12 protein-coding genes are annotated in these 15,325 nt (G+C 73.6%); 8 read left to right on the forward strand and 4 right to left on the reverse strand.

Annotation, left to right across the window (positions count from 1 at the left end; all coding sequences use genetic code 11):
- The first annotated feature begins 110 nt into the window (after positions 1-110).
- The 3 genes from ASC60_RS29685 (at position 111) to ASC60_RS29695 (ending at position 2,288) form a co-directional block, all read left to right on the forward strand.
- Positions 111-650 carry an SAV_6107 family HEPN domain-containing protein gene (locus tag ASC60_RS29685; RefSeq protein WP_055556311.1) on the forward strand — a complete coding sequence of 180 codons (540 nt, stop codon included), beginning with the start codon at positions 111-113 and terminating at the stop codon, positions 648-650.
- Between the two features lie 111 nt (positions 651-761).
- Positions 762-1,565, forward strand: a complete 804-nt coding sequence (locus ASC60_RS29690; protein ID WP_055556312.1) for a methyltransferase — start codon at positions 762-764, stop codon at positions 1,563-1,565.
- A gap of 324 nt (positions 1,566-1,889) precedes the next feature.
- A complete protein-coding gene (locus ASC60_RS29695; RefSeq protein ID WP_055556314.1) occupies positions 1,890-2,288 on the forward strand; it encodes a DUF3040 domain-containing protein in 399 nt (132 codons plus the stop codon).
- A gap of 239 nt (positions 2,289-2,527) precedes the next feature.
- Here the strand turns inward: ASC60_RS29695 and ASC60_RS29700 are convergent, their stop codons facing one another.
- The 4 genes from ASC60_RS29700 to ASC60_RS29715 all read right to left on the reverse strand — a co-directional run bounded on the left by ASC60_RS29700 (position 2,528) and on the right by ASC60_RS29715 (position 8,156).
- Positions 2,528-4,960 carry a DUF3488 and transglutaminase-like domain-containing protein gene (locus ASC60_RS29700; protein WP_055556316.1) on the reverse strand — a complete coding sequence of 811 codons (2,433 nt, stop codon included), beginning with the start codon at positions 4,958-4,960 and terminating at the stop codon, positions 2,528-2,530.
- Positions 4,957-6,345, reverse strand: coding sequence for a DUF58 domain-containing protein (locus tag ASC60_RS29705; protein ID WP_055556318.1), 1,389 nt, complete (start codon positions 6,343-6,345; stop codon positions 4,957-4,959). The genes ASC60_RS29700 and ASC60_RS29705 overlap by 4 nt, the downstream gene beginning before the upstream one ends.
- A complete protein-coding gene (locus tag ASC60_RS29710) occupies positions 6,345-7,394 on the reverse strand; it encodes a MoxR family ATPase (RefSeq protein ID WP_055556320.1) in 1,050 nt (349 codons plus the stop codon). Before ASC60_RS29710 ends, ASC60_RS29705 begins: the two co-directional genes overlap by 1 nt.
- Positions 7,395-7,598: 204 nt before the next feature.
- Entirely contained in the window at positions 7,599-8,156 is a 558-nt protein-coding gene (locus ASC60_RS29715; RefSeq protein ID WP_055556322.1) for a carbonic anhydrase, read from the reverse strand.
- A gap of 418 nt (positions 8,157-8,574) precedes the next feature.
- Between ASC60_RS29715 and rsmH the strand changes: the two genes are divergently transcribed.
- The 5 genes from rsmH to murF all read left to right on the forward strand — a co-directional run bounded on the left by rsmH (position 8,575) and on the right by murF (position 15,323).
- Positions 8,575-9,534: a 16S rRNA (cytosine(1402)-N(4))-methyltransferase RsmH gene (gene rsmH, locus ASC60_RS29720; protein ID WP_055556324.1), complete on the forward strand. Its 960-nt coding sequence runs from the start codon at positions 8,575-8,577 to the stop codon at positions 9,532-9,534.
- The gene (locus ASC60_RS29725; protein WP_107097194.1) at positions 9,531-10,070 is read left to right on the forward strand and encodes a septum formation initiator family protein; all 540 of its coding nucleotides are present in this window, start codon (positions 9,531-9,533) and stop codon (positions 10,068-10,070) included. Before rsmH ends, ASC60_RS29725 begins: the two co-directional genes overlap by 4 nt.
- 4 nt (positions 10,071-10,074) lie before the next feature.
- Positions 10,075-12,057, forward strand: coding sequence for a penicillin-binding protein 2 (locus ASC60_RS29730; protein ID WP_079038707.1), 1,983 nt, complete (start codon positions 10,075-10,077; stop codon positions 12,055-12,057).
- Positions 12,058-12,069: 12 nt separating this feature from the next.
- On the forward strand, positions 12,070-13,833 hold the full coding sequence (locus ASC60_RS29735) for a UDP-N-acetylmuramoyl-L-alanyl-D-glutamate--2,6-diaminopimelate ligase (RefSeq protein WP_079038708.1): 1,764 nt from the start codon (positions 12,070-12,072) through the stop codon (positions 13,831-13,833).
- Between the two features lie 62 nt (positions 13,834-13,895).
- Positions 13,896-15,323, forward strand: a complete 1,428-nt coding sequence (gene murF, locus ASC60_RS29740) for a UDP-N-acetylmuramoyl-tripeptide--D-alanyl-D-alanine ligase (protein WP_055556330.1) — start codon at positions 13,896-13,898, stop codon at positions 15,321-15,323.
- Positions 15,324-15,325: the final 2 nt, after the last annotated feature.

The following is a 15,325-nucleotide window of genomic DNA, read 5'->3' on the forward strand; positions in this document are numbered from 1 at the left end:
TCGGAAGACGCAGGTCAGGACCGATTGTCAGTGGTGTGCCCCACGATGGGCCCATACGGCGGTCGCTGTGTCATTCGGCCCGGCCGCCACGCGACGACAGGAGGTTCGTCATGGCCAGTACCGCCGCAGAGCGCCGGCACCGTGCCGCCGCCCCTGCCCCTATCCCTGCCCCTTCGTCGACTGGCCCCGCGAGCGATGTCCACCCCGTTCTGCGCCGCTCCGCGGCCCCGCCCGCCGCACTCGACCTGCTGACCCAGGCCCACCAGGGGTTGGAGGAGGCCGCCGTGCTGGAAACCGCGAACGAGCGGTTCGCCACCGCGCATCTGGCGGCCCTGCGCACGGCGGCCGCCGTGCTCGCCGCGCGGGGCCGCCCCGAGACCACGGCCCGCCGCCGTGCCCGCATCCGCAGCACCTGGGACGTGCTCCCGGAGGTCGCCCCCGAACTGACCGAGTGGAGCGCGCTGTTCGCCTCCGGCGCCGAGCGCCGGGCCCGCGCCGAGGCGGGTATAGCGGGCGCCGCCACCTGCCGGGACGCGGACGATCTGCTGCGCGCCGCCGCCATGTTCCTGCGGCTGGTCGAGCGGATGCTGGTGCTCCAGCCCGCGCTGCCCCGGCAGCCCCCCTCGGCGGACGGCGGGCCGGGCCGCTGAAACCACCACCGGACCGGCCCGGGCTCCGGAGGCAATAGGCTGGGATCGACGTCAGTAACCCGTCGTCGCCGCCCCGTGCGGCGGCGGCACCGCGCCGAGGAGCCACCCGCCGTGTCAGACCCGCAGCGCCCCCGTGCGTCCCTCCGTACCGCCGTGGTGTGGGAGGTCCTGAAAGACGCCCTGGAACGGCGGGCCAAGGCCGCGGGCCGGGAGCCGGGGGCGGCCGAGGGGGCCGAGCACGGGGCGCACGGGGCGCACGGGGCGCTCGACGTGCTCGACACCGGAGGCGGCAGCGGGAACTTCGCCGTGCCGGTCGCCCGGCTGGGCCACCGCGTCACGGTCGTCGACCCCAGCCCCAACGCGCTGTTCGCGCTGGAGCGGCGGGCCGCCGAGGCCGGGGTCGCCGACCGGGTGCGCGGCGTCCAGGGCGATGCCCACGGCCTGTTCGACGTGGTCGAGCGCGGAGGCCACGACGTGGTCCTGTGCCACGGCGTGCTGGAGTACATGGACGACCCCGCCGAGGGTCTGCGGAACGCGGCGGACGCGCTGCGCCCGGCCGGGACCCTCAGCGTGCTCGCCGCGGGGCTGGGCGGCGCTGTGCTGGCCCGCGCCCTGGCCGGACACTTCACCGAGGCCCGGCAAGCGCTGACCAGCCCGGAGGGGCGCTGGGGCGACGGCGACCCCGTGCCGCGCCGCTTCACCGCCGACCAGCTGTCCGAGCTGGTCGCCGCGGCCGGGCTGGAGATCGCCGCGGTGCACGGTGTACGGGTCTTCGCCGATCTGGTGCCCGGAGTGCTGGTCGACACCGAGCCCGGCGCCCTCGACGCGCTGCTGCGGCTGGAGGAGGCCGCCGCCGAGCTGCCCGCCTTCCACTCGGTCGCCACCCAGCTGCACGTCCTCGCCGAGCGCGACTGACGGCCCCGTCCGACCCCGCCTCGATCCGCGCCCCGTTCCGCCCCTCGTTCCGCCCCTCGTTCCGTCCCCGTCGCGTGACGGACGGCGCAGGTGGAGTAGGCCACAGGGCACCCGCGCGGCCGTCCGGCCCCGTATGATCGGGGTACACCGTCCGGCATGGCGAATCGGCGGGAGGGGAATGGACGTCTCAGCGCCAAGTTTCGTCACACACCTAACGGTGGGCGAATTGGCGCTGAGGGGCGGGTTTCACGGGGGCGATTCCCTGCCTATCCTGAAAGGGTCGCACCCCGGTCGCCCCCCGCGACCGACGAGTAGGAGGACTCCGTGCCGCTCTCGGAGCACGAGCAGCGCATGCTCGAGCAAATGGAGCGAGCGTTGTACGCCGAAGATCCCAAGTTCGCGACAACGCTTGAGGGAAGCGGCCTGCGCACGTACACCCGGCGACGGGTCTACCAGGCGGTCGCGGGATTTCTGGTCGGCATCGCGCTCCTGATGGTCGGAGTGATCGTTCCGCAGATCTGGATCAGCGTGGTGGGCTTCCTCATCATGCTGGGATGTGCGGTGCTCGCCGTGACGGGCTGGCGCAAGGCGCCCAAGCCGGGCGAGGCGCAGCGGGCGGGAGGCGGGGCCGGGCCACCCCGTCGTCAGGGCCGCCAGCGCCGCTCCATGATGGACCGCATCGAGGAGCGGTGGCAGCGCCGCCGCGACGAGCAGGGTCACTGATCTGACCCCCGGGGGCCCCGGCCGCAGCGGGCCCACCGGCTGAGAACTCATGAGTGAGGGGCGAATCGCCACCGGCGATTCGCCCCTCACTCATGTCCCGGGCCGTATACCGCACCGACCGTCCCCGCACCGGGGCACCGGTCCGCCCCGCAGCCCGCGGCGCGCAGCCCGCGGCCGAGCGGTCCCTCTGCGGCCCCCCGGGTCCGGGAGGCCGCAGAGGGACCGCTCGTGGGACCGGCTCAGCCCCGCTCGCCGCGGGGCCCTCGGAGCTGGGCCGCCCATCGGGCCCACCGCGGGGCTCCCCACCGCTCGGTCAGCGTGGACCAGCGCCGCGAGGCCGCCCACACCAGCTGGACCGCCGAGCGCGGGGCCAGCAGCGCCCGCAGCCGCTCCCGGCGCCCGGCCCCGGCCCGGAGACCGGCCAGGACCCGCCGCACATCGTCGGCGACGCCGGGGACCGGCCGTGGCCGTGGCGCGTACAGCATCTGCTCCACGGCGGCGGCCACCCGATGCGCCGCCTGGCTCGCCTCGTCGTCCAGCTCGGTGAGCCGCGCGATGCGGGCCACGGCCTTGCGGGAGGTCTGCGAGTCGTCCGGCATGACGCCGAAGTCCCAGGCCGAATCGACCAGTTCGTGCCAGGCGGCCAGGATCCGGTCGGTGGCGTCCTGCTCGGTGCGCCCGCCGGAGCCGTCCAGTCGGCGGGCCCGGACCCGCCGCCGCCACAGCATGGGCAGCAGTGGCACTCCGAGCAGCAGCACCGCCAGCGACGTCCAGCTGGTGACCGTGATCACCGACAAGCCACCGCCCGAGGCGCCGTCGCCGGGCTGCTGGGCCGCGGCGGCCTCGCAGGCGCCCTGCTTCCGCAGCTCCGGCGCGCAGCTGTCCGAGGCGGACGGCGCGGCCGTCGGCTCGGAGCTGGTGCTCGGATCGGCCGTCGGTTCGTCCGGAACCTCGCCCGACGGGGTCTGCTCCATCGTGTAGTCGGGCTGGGTGCCACGGCTCGGGGTGGGCTCGAAGCGGGTCCAGCCGACCCCCTCGAAGTACAGCTCGGGCCAGGCGTGGGCGTCCTTGAGCCCGACCGACACCGAGCCGTCCGCCTGCGAGGTGCCGGGGGTGAACCCGACGGCCACCCGCGCCGGGATGCCCAGCGTCCGGGCCATCGCCGCCATGGAGAAGGAGAAGTGGACGCAGAAGCCCGCCTTCTGCTTCAGGAACTTCGCGATGGCGGTCGAACCGCTGCCGGACTGCACCTGGGTGTCGTACCGGAAGCCCCCGTTCACCGCGAACCAGTCCTGGAGCTTGACCGCCTTCTGGTACGCGTTGGACGCGCCCGCGGTCACCTCGCGCGCGGTCCGGGCGACCACGGGCGGCAGCGAATCCGGCACCTCGGTGTACTCGCGCTGCAGCCGCGGCGGCGGTGGCGGGGCGCCGGCCAGCTGGTCGGCGGTCGGCTCGACCAGCAGGCTGGTGACCCGGTAGCGGGCGCCCCGGGTGGTCTGGCCGCGGTCGCCGACGAGCGTGCGGCCCTCGGGTTCGTACCGCCAGCGCCCGTCGATCTGCACCTTGTCGGCCGGGTAGGGGAGCGGCAGCCAGTTCTGCGCGTACCACTCGGCGGCCGAGATGGATGTGTCCACGGAGGTGGTCCGGACCGCGGGGCCGAGGCCCGTCGGCGACGGCAGCCGGCTCGGCACATCGGTGACATGCCGCTCCGAGGACTTCCACGCGGCGCCGTCGAACTTGTCGAGCGCCACGATCCGCAGATACATGTCCTGGGTGGTCTGCGAGGAGGTGCGGTACCGCAGCACCTCCCGGTTCTCCGGCTGGTTCAGGCTGTCCTGCAGCGACACCAGCGGATTCACCGCCGAGATGGTGCCGCCCCCGCCGCCCGGCCCGCCGCCGCTGCCCTGCCGGTCCAGCAGCCCGCCGTTCAGCGACGGCAGCACCGCGGGCACCGCGACCGCGATGCCCAGGGCCAGCACGCCGATGCGGTGGCCCGCTGCCCGGACCGGCGCGGACGCGGGCCCGCCCCCGGTCCCGGCCAGGCCCGAGGGCGGCATACCGGGCGCACGCGGGGCCCCGCCGCTGAAGACGCGGCCCCACTGGGAGAGCCGGTCCCGGCCCTCGGCCAGGAGCAGCAGCAGATAGCCGGCCGCGGCCACCAGGAACCACAGCCAGTCGCTTCCGTCGTCCGACAGGCCCGCCGCGACCGAGTACAGCGCCAGCAGCGGCAGCCCGGCCGGGGCCGCGCTGCGGTACGTCACCGCGAGCGCGTCGACCGCCAGCCCTATCAGCAGCACCCCGCCGACCAGCAGCAGCCGGATGCCGTCGGTGACCGGCGCCGGGGTCGCGTACTGTCCGACGTCGCTGGTGCCCTCGCGTAGCAGCAGCCCGAACTCATGGAGGGCCTGCGGGCTCGGCAGCACCCCGGCGAACGCCTGCCCGGACGTGAAGACGACCGTGAGCAGCAGCGTCATCACCACGCCCTGCACCGCCACCGTCAGCGGACGGGCCAGCGGCACCCGGCGGGCGGCCACGCCCGCCGTGCTCTGGACCGCCAGCAGCAGGACGGCCTGCAGCAGCCAGCCGGCCGGATTCACCAGCGGCAGCAGCGCGCACGCGGCCGTGGCCGTGGCCAGCGCCGCGCAGACGGCCAGCCGAACGCTCCCACTCATCCCCAGCTCCCTGTCATGCCGCCGACGCCCCCACGCCCGGCGTCGGCCCGGATGGCGCCCTGCCCGTCGGCCTGCCGCCACAGCTCCGCCATCGAGGCGCCCGGGGCGACCGGCAGCGCCGTCCACCCCGCTTCGCGCAGCCGCCGCAGCCCGTCCTCCAGCTGTCGCGGGTCGGTGGGCTCCATCCCCCGTGACCAGGCCGGGCCGTCCATGACGAACGCCACCGCCGCAGTGGAGCGGTGCCGCATCCGCCCGACGAGCGCCGCCTGCGCCTCGTCCAGGTCGCCCAGGAAGGCCACCAGCAGGCCCTCGCCCCCGCCGCCCAGCACGTCGTACGCGAGGGAGAGCCCGTCCTCGTCGGAGTGGTCCACCACCGCGAGGGTGTCCAGCATCAGCCCGGCCGTCTCCGCCGAGTCATGCGTGGAACCGGCGAATCCGCCTCCGCCGTCCGGGCCGGGCACCGAACTTCCGGTGTCGGTCAGCAGCCGGACCGCGTAGCCGCGCTCCAGCAGGTGCACCGCGGCCGAGGCAGCGCCGCACACCGCCCACTCGAAGGGCGAGTCGGGCCCCGCGCCCTCGTAGGCGCAGCCCCGGGTGTCCAGCAGCACCGTGCAGTGGGCACGCCGCGGCTGCTCCTCCCGGCGCACCATCAGCTCCCCGTAGCGCGCGGTGGACCGCCAGTGCACCCGGCGCAGGTCGTCGCCGTGGCGATAGCCGCGCGGGATCACATCGTCCTCACCGGCCAGGGCCAGCGAGCGGTGCCGCCCGTCCCCGTACCCCGCGGCCTCGCCGGTCAGCGGTATCGCGGGCAGCGGCTCGACCTGGGGCACCACGGTGAGCGTGTCGTACGCGCTGAAGGCGCGGGTCAGCTCGCACATCCCGAACGGGTCGCCCAGCCGCAGCTGCAGCGGGCCCAGGGGATAGCGGCCGCGCAGATCGGAGCGGACCCGGTAGGACACCTCGCGGCGGCCGCCCGGCTCCACCCGGTCCAGGACGAAGCGGGGGCGCGGCCCCAGCACATACGGCACCCGGTCCTGGAGCATGAGCAGCCCGGTGGGCAGCCGCGAGACGTTGTCCATGCGCAGGTGCACCCGGGCCTCGGAGCCCGCCGGGACCCGCGCGGGCGCGAGCCGGCGGCTGCCCGCCACCTGGTACCGGGTGCGGTGGACGACGGCCACGCACACCAGGGGCAGTGCCGCCAGCAGCAGCCCCACCCGCAGCAGGTCGGCCTGGCCCAGCACATAGCTGCACACCGCGGCGGCGACCCCGGCGGCCAGGAAGGAGCGGCCGCGGGTGGTCAGCCCGGCGAGCGCCGCCCGGATCGTGCCCCGGTCCTCCTCGCCCGCGGCGCTCCCGGGGACCGCGCCCGTCCCCCCTGTGGTCATCACAACCTCCGTGCGCCCGGCTGCTGCCCGTAGTCGACCGGGGGCATGGGCGGCACCGGAGGCAGGTGTCCGCCGGTCCGCTGCGAGGAGGTGGGCACCGGGGTGCGCTGCAGGATGTCCCCGACGACCTGCTCCGAGGTGCGCCGGTTCAGCTGGGCCTGGGCGGTGGGCAGCAGCCGGTGGGCCAGCACGGGGACGGCGAGCGACTGCACATCGTCGGGGAGGGCGAAGTCCCGCCCGGCCAGCGCGGCCGCCGCCTTGGCGGCCCGCAGCAGATGCAGGGTGGCCCGGGGCGAGGCGCCGAGCCGCAGGTCGGGGTGGTTGCGGGTGGCGGACACCAGGTCCACCGCATACCGCCGGATGGCCTCGGCGACGTGCACCGAGCGCACCGCCTCGACCAGCTTGACGATCTCGTGGGCGTGCGCGACCGGCTGCATGTCGTCCAGCGGGGAGACCCCGCCGTGCACGTCCAGCATCTCCAGCTCCGCCTGCGGGCTGGGGTAGCCGATGGAGACGCGCGCCATGAAGCGGTCGCGCTGCGCCTCGGGCAGCGGATAGGTGCCCTCCATCTCGATGGGGTTCTGGGTGGCCACCACCATGAAGGGCCCGGGCAGTTCGTAGCTCTTGCCGTCGATGGTGACCTGGCGCTCTTCCATCGATTCAAGGAGCGCGGACTGGGTCTTGGGCGAGGCGCGGTTGATCTCGTCGCCGATGACGATCTGGGCGAAGATCGCGCCCGGCTTGAACTCGAACTCCTTGCGCTGCTGGTCGTAGATGCTCACCCCGGTGATGTCCGACGGCAGCAGGTCGGGGGTGAACTGGATACGGCGCACCGAGCAGTCGATGGATCGCGCGAGTGCCTTGGCGAGCATGGTCTTGCCCACGCCCGGGACATCCTCGATCAGCAGATGTCCCTCGGCGAGCAGTACGGTCAGCGAAAGCCGTACGACCTCGGGCTTGCCCTCGATCACACCCTCCACCGACCGGCGGACCCGCTCCGCTGTGGTGGTCAGATCGCTGAGGCTCGCTCGTTCGTCATAGGTCGTCACCCGGCCCTCCTCGGCCCGTTCTCAGGGCCGACTGCCCACCAAGGACGGACCGGCCCACCGCAAACGCTGGCACCGGCCCCCGCGGGTTGCGGGGGACGATGTCATCTACGCATTCTTGCGGTCTTCGCCGTCTCGCGTCACTCGGCTGTGGATAACCCGGGGTTATTTGTCATGCTTGTACGAGTGAGTGGCGGAAAATCCCACTCAGCCGCGCGGCTCGACCTCACGCAGCAGACCGGTCGTCACATCGAAGACGAAACCCCGCACGTCGTCGCGGTGGAGCAGGAACGGCGAGGTGCGCACCCGCTCGATCGACTGGCGTACGTCGGCGTCCAGGTCCTTGAAGCTCTCGACCGCCCACGACGGCCGCTGACCCACTTCCTCCTCCAGCTCGTGCCGGAAGTCCTCGGTGAGGTTCAGCAGACCGCAGCCGGTGTGGTGGATCAGCACGACGCTGCGGGTGCCCAGCGCGCGCTGGCTGATGGTCAGGGAGCGGATGATGTCGTCGGTGACCACGCCGCCCGCGTTGCGGATGGTGTGGCAGTCGCCCAGCTCCAGGCCGAGCGCCTCGTGCAGATCGAGACGTGCGTCCATGCAGGCGACGATGGCGACGTGCTGCACGGGGCGCGCGTCCATACCGGGGTCGGTGAAGCTGGCGGCGTACTGGCGGTTGGCCTCGACGAGCCGGTCGGTGACCGAGCCGGCGGTGCCGGCGGCGCTGTCGGAGGACTGGGGCAACGGCTGCGACGCAGATATCGACATGGCTACGACCCTAATCCCACCAGCTGATTTTGTCTTTTCTTTAGGTTGCGCAAACGAGGGCATCGGGTGCTCCGAAGGAGTGATTGTGAGCCACTCCACACCTCCGCGCGCCCCTTCCCACCGCCCTCGGACGGAACCATTCCGCTCCGGTCCACTCCGTCGGCGGGGCGCGCTGGCCGGTTGGTTGACCGAGGGGACGAGTGGACTAAAGTGGCGCGAAGTGGGAGGCGTGACGCTCCCCTTGGACCCCGGAATTTTCGCGTGAGCGCGGTGCGTACGTACCCCTCGGCCTCCTCCCGCTCCGGCCGCCTGACGTCACTTCCCCGGCGCCAGTCGGCCGCTTCCCCTTCGAGCGGGTGGGGACCCGGCGGTGCGTACCCGCCACGCCCGACCCTCAGAAGGGCGCACGAGCAGCGCAATGAGCAGCAACGCTCTCCACGTTCCCGTCATGCTTCAGCGCTGCCTGGACATGCTGGCCCCCGCCCTCGCCGAACCCGGCGCGGTGGTGGTCGACTGCACGCTCGGCCTCGGAGGGCACAGCGAGGCGCTGCTGCGCAGCTTCCCCGCGGCCCGGCTCATCGCCCTCGACCGCGACCCCGACGCGCTCCGGCTGGCCGGTGAGCGCCTGGCCCCCTACGGCGACCGGGCGACCCTGGTGCACGCCGTCTACGACGAGCTGCCCGAGGTCCTGGACCGGCTCGGCGTGCCGCGCGTCCAGGGCGTCCTGTTCGACCTCGGCGTCTCCTCCATGCAACTGGACGAGGCCGAGCGAGGCTTCGCCTACGCGCAGGACGCCCCGCTGGACATGCGGATGGACCAGACGACGGGCATCGGCGCCGCCGAGGTGCTGAACACCTATCCGCCGGGCGACCTGGTGCGCATCCTGCGGACGTACGGCGAGGAGAAGTTCGCCAAGAAGATCGTGGACGCGGTGGTCAGGGAGCGCGAGAAGGAGCCGTTCAGCAACAGCGCCCGGCTCGTCGAGCTGATCCGCGAGGCCCTGCCGCAGGCCGCCAAGCGCACCGGCGGCAACCCCGCCAAGCGCACCTTCCAGGCGCTGCGCATCGAGGTCAACGGCGAGCTGGCCGTCCTGGAGCGGGCCGTTCCGGCGGCCGTGGCGGCGCTCGCGGTGGGCGGGCGGATCGCCGTGCTGTCGTACCACTCGCTGGAGGACCGGCTGGTCAAGCGCGTGTTGGCGGCCGGTGCCGCCAACACCGCGCCACCCGGTCTGCCGGTCGTCCCGGAGCGCTATCAGCCCCGGCTCAAGCTGCTCACCCGCGGCGCCGAGCTGCCCACCGAGGAGGAGATCGCCGAGAACCGCCGCGCCGCCCCGGCCCGTTTCCGCGGAGCGGAGCGCATCCGCGAGGACGCCCTGTGAGCGGGGCCGGGGCCAAAGGGCAGGCCAGACCCAAGAGGCTGGCGAAAGGGGCGGCGCCGGGGGCGGTCACGGCCCGGCGCGCGCCCTTCGTGCTGCTCGTCGTCGTCCTGCTCGGCTCCGGCCTGATCGCGCTGCTGCTGCTGAACTCCTCCCTCAACCAGGGCTCGTTCGAGCTGAGCAACCTGGAGAAGCAGACCGGCGAGCTGAGCGACGAGCGCCAGTCGCTCCAGCAGGAGGTCGACCAGCTCTCCGCCCCCGGTGCGCTGGAGCAGCGCGCCCGGGAGCTGGGCATGGTGCCCGGCGGCAGCCCGGCCTTCCTCAACCCGGACGGGACCGTGGCCGGGGTACCCGCCCCCGCCACCGGGCAGCCCTCGGTGGCGCACGCCCCCGGCCCGCTGCCCCCGCTCGTGCTGGATCCCACCCCGGCGGCCTCCACCCCGTCGCCCGCACCGGCCCCGGCCGCGGTGCCGTCGGCGGGCCCCCTGGCCCCGGCGGCCGGCGCCGGCGGCCCGACCACCCCGGCCCCTGGCAGGTGACACGGTGACGCGACCCCAGGACCCCCGCCGGCGGGTGCCCGGCCCGGCGGCACCGCGCGGCGACCGTGACCGCCGCCCGCGCCAGGGGGCGCAGCGCCGCCCCTCGGGGCGCGGCCCGCGCCCCGGCGCGCAGCGCGGCGGGCGCCCCGGTGGCGCCCAGGCGCAACTGCGGCTGGGCAGCCCGCGCCCCCGGCTGCGGCTGATCGGCCTCGGCCTCACCCTCGTCATGCTGGTCTTCGTCGTCCGGCTGCTCCAGGTGCAGGCCGTGGACGCCTCCGCGTACGCCGCCAAGGCCAACGTCAACCGCTACATCCCGGTGAAGCTGTCCGCGGAGCGCGGGTCCATCACCGACCGCGACGGCGTCAACCTGGCCACCACCGTGGACGCGTACGACATCACAGCCGCCCCCGACCTGCTCACCCCGCGCAACGCCAAGATCAAGGACGCGCCCCGGCAGGCGGCCGCCCTCCTCGCGCCGATCCTCGGCAAGAACGAGGCGGACCTGGAGAAGAAGCTCACCGACAACCCGAAGTCGCAGTACGCCGTGCTGGCCCGGCAGCAGACCCCGCAGGTCTGGAACCAGATCAAGGACCTGAAGAACGCCCTGGACGACAGCGCGAGCAAGGGCAAGGGCACCAACGTCCTGGCCGGGGTCAACCGGGAGTCGCACAGCAAGCGGGTCTACCCCGGCGGCGACCTCGCCGCCGGGATCCTGGGCTTCGTGGGCGCCGACGGGCGCGGCGCGGCGGGGATCGAGCAACTCCTGAACAACAAGCTCGCGGGCAAGGACGGCAAGCGCGTCTACGCCCAGTCCGGCGGCCACCAGGTGCCCACCGGCGACCTCAGCGAGAAGCCCGCGGTGCCCGGCAGCGACGTCGAGCTGACGATCGACCGCGACATCCAGTGGGCCGCCCAGAGCGCCATCTCCGACCAGGTGAAGCGGTCACGGGCGGACCGCGGCTACGTCGTCGTGCAGGACACCCGCACCGGACAGCTGCTGGCCATGGCCAACGCCCCCGGCTTCGATCCCAACGACATCTCCGCCGCGGACGGCGACACCCTCGGCAACGCCGCGGTCTCCGACGCGTACGAACCGGGCAGCGTCAGCAAGCTGATGTCGATGGCCGCCGTACTGCAGGAGGGCGCCGCCCGCTGGGACACCCAGGTGGAGGTCCCGAACCGGCTGCCGCGCGCGGGCCGCGCCTTCGCCGACGACATCGACCACCCCACCTGGTACCTCACGCTCAACGGGGTGCTCGCCAAGTCCAGCAACATCGGCACCATCCTCGCCACCGAGCAGCTGGGCAAGACCGAGAAGCAGAAGAACCGGATCCTCTACCGCTATCTGCGGCGGTTCGGCATCGGGCAGCCCACCGGGCTCGGCCTCCCCGGCGAGACCCCGGGCATCCTGGCCAAACCGCAGGACTGGAGCGCCTCGCAGGGGTACACCATCCCCTTCGGCCAGGGACTGTCGCTCAACGCCGTCCAGGCGGCCTCCGTCTACTCCACCGTTGCAGGCGGCGGCCGGCGCATCGCCCCCAGCCTGGTGCGCGGCACCAGGGGCCCCGGCGGCCACTTCACCGCCGCCCCGGCGCCCGAGAAGAACCGGGTGGTGAGCGCGAAGACCGCGAAGACGCTCGCCGAGATGCTCGAATCGGTCGTGGACGACCAGGAGGGCACCGGCAGCAAGGCGAAGATCCCCGGCTATCGCGTCGCGGGCAAGACGGGCACCTCCAACCGCGTGGATCCGAAAACCGGCCGTTATCACGGATACACGGCTTCCTTCGCCGGTTTCGCACCAGCTGACAAACCGCGCCTCACGGTCTACTGCGCGGTGCAGAATCCGACCCGGGGCAGCTATTTCGGTGGGCAGGTCTGCGGTCCGGTCTACAAAAAGGTCATGGAGTTCGCGCTCAAGTCGCTGCAGGTCCCGCCCACGGGTGCGCAGCCCAAGCGGCTCCCCGTGAGCTACAGCCCGGGCCGCTGAGCGGGTTCAGCCGTGACGACGATCACGCCGGAGCCAGGGAACCAGGGCCCGGTGCGCCGCTGCTCCGCCGCCGGATTTCGCGACGGAGCGGGTGAGCCGGGTACGCTCACCGCCGTGCCCCAAGCTGATCAGTCCCAAACCCCTCAGAAGGACGTTTCTGTGGAATACCCGGGAGCGCCCCGCCCTCTCCAGGTCCGCCCCGTACCGCTCGCGGAGCTGGCAGACCAGCTGGGCGTCGATGCCTCCGGAGTCCCGGCCGAGGCCGCGGTCACCGGGATCACCCATGACTCGCGCGCCGTGCGCCCGGGCGATGTGTACGCGGCGCTGTCCGGCGCCCGGCTGCACGGCGCGGACTTCGCCGCCCAGGCAGCCGACCTCGGCGCGGCCGCCGTGCTGACCGACCCGGAGGGCGCCGAGCGCGCCGCCGCCACCGGACTGCCGGTCCTGGTCGTGGACAACCCGCGCGCCCGGATGGGCGCGCTGGCCGCCACCATCTACGACGAGCCGGGCCACGGCCTGCTGCAGATCGGCATCACCGGCACCTCCGGCAAGACCACCACCGCCTACCTCGTCGACGGCGGGCTCCGGGCCGCCGCCGAGCAGGCCGGGGGCGGCCCCACGGGGCTCATCGGCACCGTGGAGATGCGCATCGGCGACGAGCGCATCAAGTCCGAGCGCACCACCCCCGAGGCCACCGATCTGCAGGCGCTGTTCGCGGTGATGCGCGAACGCGACGTCCACTCGGTCGTCATGGAGGTCTCCAGCCACGCCCTGGTCCTCGGCCGCGTCGACGGCTGCGTCTTCGACATCGCCGTCTTCAACAACCTCTCCCCGGAGCACATGGAGTTCCATTCGGGGATGGAGGACTACTTCCAGGCCAAGGCCCAGCTGTTCACCAAAGCCCGCAGCCGGGCCGGAGTGATCAACTACGACGACGAGTACGGCCGCCGGCTCATCGGGGAGTCCGAGGTCCCCGTCACCACCTTCTCCGCCGAGGGCCACCCCGACGCCCACTGGCGCGCCGCGGATGTCGAGGTCGGCCCGTTCGGCTCGACCTTCACCGCGATCGGCCCCAACGGCGAGACGGTGCGGGCCGCCGCCCCGATCGCGGGCCCGTTCAACGTCGCCAACGCGCTCGCCGCCCTCGTCGCGCTCGCCGTCGCCGGGATCGACCCGCAGACGGCCGCGGACGGCATCGCCGCCGTCCCCGGTGTGCCCGGGCGGCTGGAGCGCATCGACGTGGGCCAGCCGTACCTCGCGGTGGTCGACTACGCCCACAAGACCGACGCCGTCGAGTCGGTGCTGCGCGCCCTGCGCAGGGTCACCGACGGCAAGCTGCACGCCGTCCTCGGCTGTGGCGGCGACCGCGACCGGCTCAAGCGCGGGCCGATGGGCTCCGCGGTGGCCCGGTACGCCGACACGGCCGTACTGACCTCGGACAACCCCCGCTCCGAGGACCCGCTCGCCATCCTCGCCGCGATGCTCGCGGGCGCCGCCGAGGTGCCCGCGCACGAGCGCGGCGACGTCCTGGTCGAGGAGGACCGGGCGAACGCCATCGCGGCCGCCGTCGCCCGCGCGGAACCCGGCGACACCGTGATCGTCGCGGGCAAGGGCCATGAGCAGGGCCAGACGATCGCCGGGGTGGTTCGCGCCTTCGACGACCGCGAGGTCCTGCGGGAAGCCATCGAGCTCAGCGAGCGAGCCAAGGGGCGCGGTCCGCGACGCCCCGAGGCGAGCGAACCGCACGGGCACACCCATCAAGACAACCAGGGATGACAGACCGCCATGCGCGCACCAGCCCCCTCCAGGCAGCTCTCCCGCACGGCCGGAGGTGATCAGTGATCCCACTGTCCCTCACCGAGATCACCGGCCTCGTCGGTGGGCAGCCGCACGACATACCGGACCCTGACCTGAAGGTCACCGGACCCGTCGTGATCGACTCCCGCGAGGTGCGGCCCGGGAGCCTGTTCGCCGCGCTCCCCGGCGAGCGCGTGGACGGCCACGACTACGCGCGCGGCGCGGTCGAGGCGGGCGCGGTGGCGGTCCTGGCCACCCGCCCGGTCTCCGCACCGGACGCCCCGGTTCCGTCGATCGTCGTCCCCGACGTCGTCGCCGCCATGGGCGCGCTCGCCCGCGCCGCCGTCGAGCGGCTGGGCACCACCGTGGTGGCGCTCACCGGCTCCGCCGGGAAGACCAGCACCAAGGACCTCATCGCCCAGCTGCTCCAGCGGCACGGCCCGACCGTATGGACGCACGGCTCGTTCAACAACGAGATCGGGCTGCCGCTGACCGCGCTGCGCGCCGATACGACGACCCGGCACCTGGTGCTGGAGATGGGCGCCCGAGGCAAGGGCCACATCCGTTATCTGACGGACCTCACCCCGCCCCGCATCGGGCTCGTCCTCAACGTCGGCACCGCCCACATCGGCGAGTTCGGCGGCCGCGCGCAGATCGCCGAGGCCAAGGGCGAACTGGTCGAGGCGCTGCCCTCCGCCGAGGACGGCGGGGTGGCGGTGCTCAATGCCGACGACCCCCTGGTGCGCGCCATGGCGTCCCGTACGAAGGCCCGTACCGTCCTGTTCGGCGAGGCCGAGGACGCCGACGTACGTGCCTCGAATGTCCGGCTTGCCGACGGTGGCCGCCCCGCCTTCACGCTTCACACCCCTACCGGGTGCGGTGACGTGACCATGCGCCTGTACGGTGAGCACCACGTGTCGAACGCGCTCGCCGCGGCCGCCGTCGCCCATGAGACGGGCATGTCCGTCGACGAGATCGCCGTGGCGCTCTCCGAGGCGGGGCAGCTCTCCCGCTGGCGGATGGAGGTCACCGAGCGCTCGGACGGCGTGACGGTCGTCAATGACGCCTACAACGCGAACCCCGAGTCCATGCGAGCCGCGCTGCGCGCGCTGGCCGCGATGGGCGCCGCAACACCGGGGCGTCGCACGTGGGCGGTGCTGGGCCCGATGGCCGAGCTGGGCGATGAGTCACTGGCCGAGCACGACGCGGTCGGACGGCTGGCCGTCCGGCTCAACGTCAGCAAGCTCGTGGCGGTCGGCGGCCGGGAGGCCGCGTGGCTGGACATGGGCGCCAAGAACGAGGGTTCGTGGGGTGAGGAGTCGGTGCACGTGTCCGACGTGCGGGCAGCGGTCGATCTGCTGCGGAGCGAGCTGCGACCGGGGGATGTCGTGTTGGTGAAGGCGTCCAGGTCGGTCGGCCTGGAGGCACTCGCGCAGGCGTTGCTCGAGGGTGAGGTCACCGGGCGATGACC

Source organism: Streptomyces sp. NBRC 110028 (assembly GCF_001417735.1).
Taxonomy (GTDB): Bacteria; Actinomycetota; Actinomycetes; order Streptomycetales; family Streptomycetaceae; genus Streptomyces.

Excerpts from the sequence above, each read along its gene's own strand:
- ASC60_RS29685 (WP_055556311.1), top strand. The coding sequence starts at position 111 with ATGGCCAGTACCGCCGCAGAGCGCCGGCACCGTGCCGCCGCCCCTGCC.
- ASC60_RS29700 (WP_055556316.1), bottom strand. The coding sequence starts at position 4,960 with ATGAGTGGGAGCGTTCGGCTGGCCGTCTGCGCGGCGCTGGCCACGGCC.
- ASC60_RS29705 (WP_055556318.1), bottom strand. The coding sequence starts at position 6,345 with ATGACCACAGGGGGGACGGGCGCGGTCCCCGGGAGCGCCGCGGGCGAG.
- ASC60_RS29715 (WP_055556322.1), bottom strand. The coding sequence starts at position 8,156 with ATGTCGATATCTGCGTCGCAGCCGTTGCCCCAGTCCTCCGACAGCGCC.
- rsmH (WP_055556324.1), top strand. The coding sequence starts at position 8,575 with ATGAGCAGCAACGCTCTCCACGTTCCCGTCATGCTTCAGCGCTGCCTG.